The organism is Microcystis sp. M_QC_C_20170808_M3Col, assembly GCF_007095505.1.
GTDB lineage: Bacteria > Cyanobacteriota > Cyanobacteriia > Cyanobacteriales > Microcystaceae > Microcystis.
Genome location: NZ_SFBY01000220.1, coordinates 1 through 2,650 on the forward strand (window position 1 = coordinate 1; position 2,650 = coordinate 2,650).

Consider the following 2,650-nt stretch of genomic DNA (forward strand, 5'->3'; position numbering starts at 1 on the left):
CTTCTTCAATTTGCTCTAACACCTCTTTCCCCCAGCCTATAAGCGTTTTCCTCAACTCAAGAGTGTGTTCGCTTCTCTAGAATAGCTATTAGTTTTCCCGTATCTAAATTTACTAAAACTGCACAGTAATTTTTTTGTCCTTTGACTAGAGCGATTTCATCAATTCCCAGTCTTTTTAATTTCGATAGGTCTGGCTCTGTAATTTCTTCGGCGATGTCCTCTAACATTCTTTGAATCTCTTCTTCCGTTACGTCATTTCTTCGACTAACATTTAAAATATCTCCTTCTTTTAATTGTTCGAGTATATTCTCGGCTAGTCTTTTCGTATAGGTTCGTTTACTGGCGACAAAATCTAATTCTTCGCTCAAGGGTTTTCGATAATTATCGCACTTAAATTGACGACGATTAACTTGTAGGTACACTGGTTGTCCTGAGAGCGGTAAATCTTTGACTAAATGTCGATGATTTTGGTGTAGTTTATCGCTCTCTAATCCACAATGAGGACAGATTGCTTTTTTATTTTTCGATTCGACTGGTCAGACTATACCGATATTTTCTAGGTGTAGATAGCCTTGAATAGAGGTTCCTTCTAGGTTCAAAAATTTGTCAAGTATCATAAGTAAAATACTCGGGTTTTTGGCTATTATATCAAATCTTAACTTTATTGTCTATCTTTTGGTATTAACCTGTTTGTGTCTTAAGTCCTTCCCCCTATGGATTTCAGCTACTTTTAGGCGTAGGCACTCTCATCGAATTTTATTTTAAGTTAATTATTTGCATAACAATTCCCGAAGAGCCTTTTAATTCTTTTGTATCTTCTTTTACTCCTTCAATATCTTTTTCTAAACTATCGACTTTTTCCTCTAATCTCGCCTGTACTATTTTAATATCCATAACATCTTTTTGCAGATTATCTAACTTCTGATTAATTGGACCTAAAATTTCTTTCAGGTCCTGTTCTATAGTAACTGACATCTGATGATTCTCCTAATAATGATAGTTATCAGTATTATTGTCTATCTTGTCTCAAGTGTTTGCCAAACATTGCGCCTCATTTTCCCCTGCTGCCTTCTCTAATTGTTGCCCTACCGCTACCATTATCTCAACTAATCTCCGAGCCGATAATTCCTGATTTTCCTGTAAAATTCCGGGTTCATCACCTTAATCTAGCTGACTTAGCCCTAACAAGAATTTAAGCCAATCCTTTCTCAGCCAACCATCGAGGATTATATAAACGAGATTGATAACGGGATCCACCATCACAAAGAACAGTAACGATGGTGTGGCCCGGTCCCATTTGTTTAGCTAAAGCCACGGCAGCACCGACATTAATACCCACAGAACCCCCCATAAATAAACCATCTTTTTGTAATAGTTGATAAACAACTTTGATGGCAGTGGGATCATCAATTTGAATGGCATCATCTATAGGTGCGCCTTCCATATTAGCCGTAATACGACTATTACCAATCCCTTCAGTAATTGAACTACCTTCCAGGGTAATTGTCCCAGTTTTCACATAACTATATAAACCGCTACCCATCGGATCCGCCACCAGGCAGCGCACCTGGGGATTTTGGTCTTTTAAAAACATCGCCACCCCCGCGTAGGTTCCTCCAGTTCCCGTGGCAGCCACCCAAGCATCAATTTTACCGTCGGTTTGTTCCCAGATTTCCCGGCCGGTGGTTTCGTAGTGAGCGCGACGATTAGCCAGATTATCGAATTGATTGGCCCAGATAGCATTTTCCATCTCACTGGCCAATCTCCCCGATAATTTAACGTAATTATTGGCATCTCGGTAGGGAACGGCGGGAACAGTACGCACTTCCGCGCCAAGGGTTCTCAATAGGTCGATTTTCTCTTGGGATTGGGTATCGGGAATGATAATCAGGCATTTATAACCTTTAGCATTGCAGATATGGGCCAAACCGATGCCAGTATTGCCGGCGGTTCCTTCGACAACGGTTCCCCCCGGTTGGAGAGTACCGGCTTTTTCCGCTTCTTGGATAATATATAAAGCGGCGCGATCCTTGACCGAACCACCGGGGTTAAGAAATTCGGCCTTACCGAGAATCTCGCAGCCAGTTTCCTCGCTAAAACTATTGAGACGAATTAGGGGAGTATTACCCACCGCATCGACGAAACCATTTTTAATATCCATAATCTGTTATTTTTCGTGTTGTTCCTAGGCTGAGACGATTTTTTGTACTAAGGGATGACGCACCACATCGGCCCGCGATAGGCAACAAAAAGCGATCCCTTCTACTGATTTTAGGATTTTTTGAGCGGCAATTAACCCCGATTCTTGTGATTGCGGTAAATCGGTTTGGGTGACATCTCCAGTTACTACCATGCGCGAACCGAATCCCAAGCGAGTTAAGACCATCAATGCGATCGCACTTTCTCGACTGGAGAATTGAATCGTTTGCCAAGTTCTACCACTTTAGCAAAAGCGACGGGAGCGAGGACGGCTAATTAGGGTCTGCTGAAAAAGTTTTTCGGTGGGGGTTGGGGGTTGGGGGTAGGGTGTGGGGTTTTACCGATTTTCAGGTGGTCAACTACCTAATTTTCAGGGAAAAAGTCCCGGAATTTTCCCCCTGATCACTCCCAGTCCGGTACTTTTTGATTGACAAAAAGTCTAAAAGTCTTA

1 protein-coding gene and 3 pseudogenes are annotated in these 2,650 nt (G+C 41.9%); all 4 read right to left on the bottom strand.

Going from position 1 to position 2,650, the window contains the following annotated elements:
• Positions 1–617, bottom strand: a pseudogene (locus EWV84_RS09915) (transposase family protein); the annotation flags it as partial.
• Between the two features lie 175 nt (positions 618–792).
• A pseudogene (locus EWV84_RS09920) lies at positions 793–975 on the bottom strand (hypothetical protein); the annotation flags it as partial.
• Positions 976–1,192: 217 nt separating this feature from the next.
• Positions 1,193–2,161 (bottom strand): cysteine synthase A, encoded by a 969-nt coding sequence (locus EWV84_RS09925; protein WP_287077863.1) that lies wholly within the window; start codon positions 2,159–2,161, stop codon positions 1,193–1,195.
• A gap of 24 nt (positions 2,162–2,185) precedes the next feature.
• Positions 2,186–2,386, bottom strand: a pseudogene (locus EWV84_RS09930) (PhoH family protein); the annotation flags it as partial.
• Between the last annotated feature and the right edge of the window lie 264 nt (positions 2,387–2,650).

Excerpts from the sequence above, each read along its gene's own strand:
- EWV84_RS09925 (WP_287077863.1), bottom strand. The coding sequence starts at position 2,161 with ATGGATATTAAAAATGGTTTCGTCGATGCGGTGGGTAATACTCCCCTA.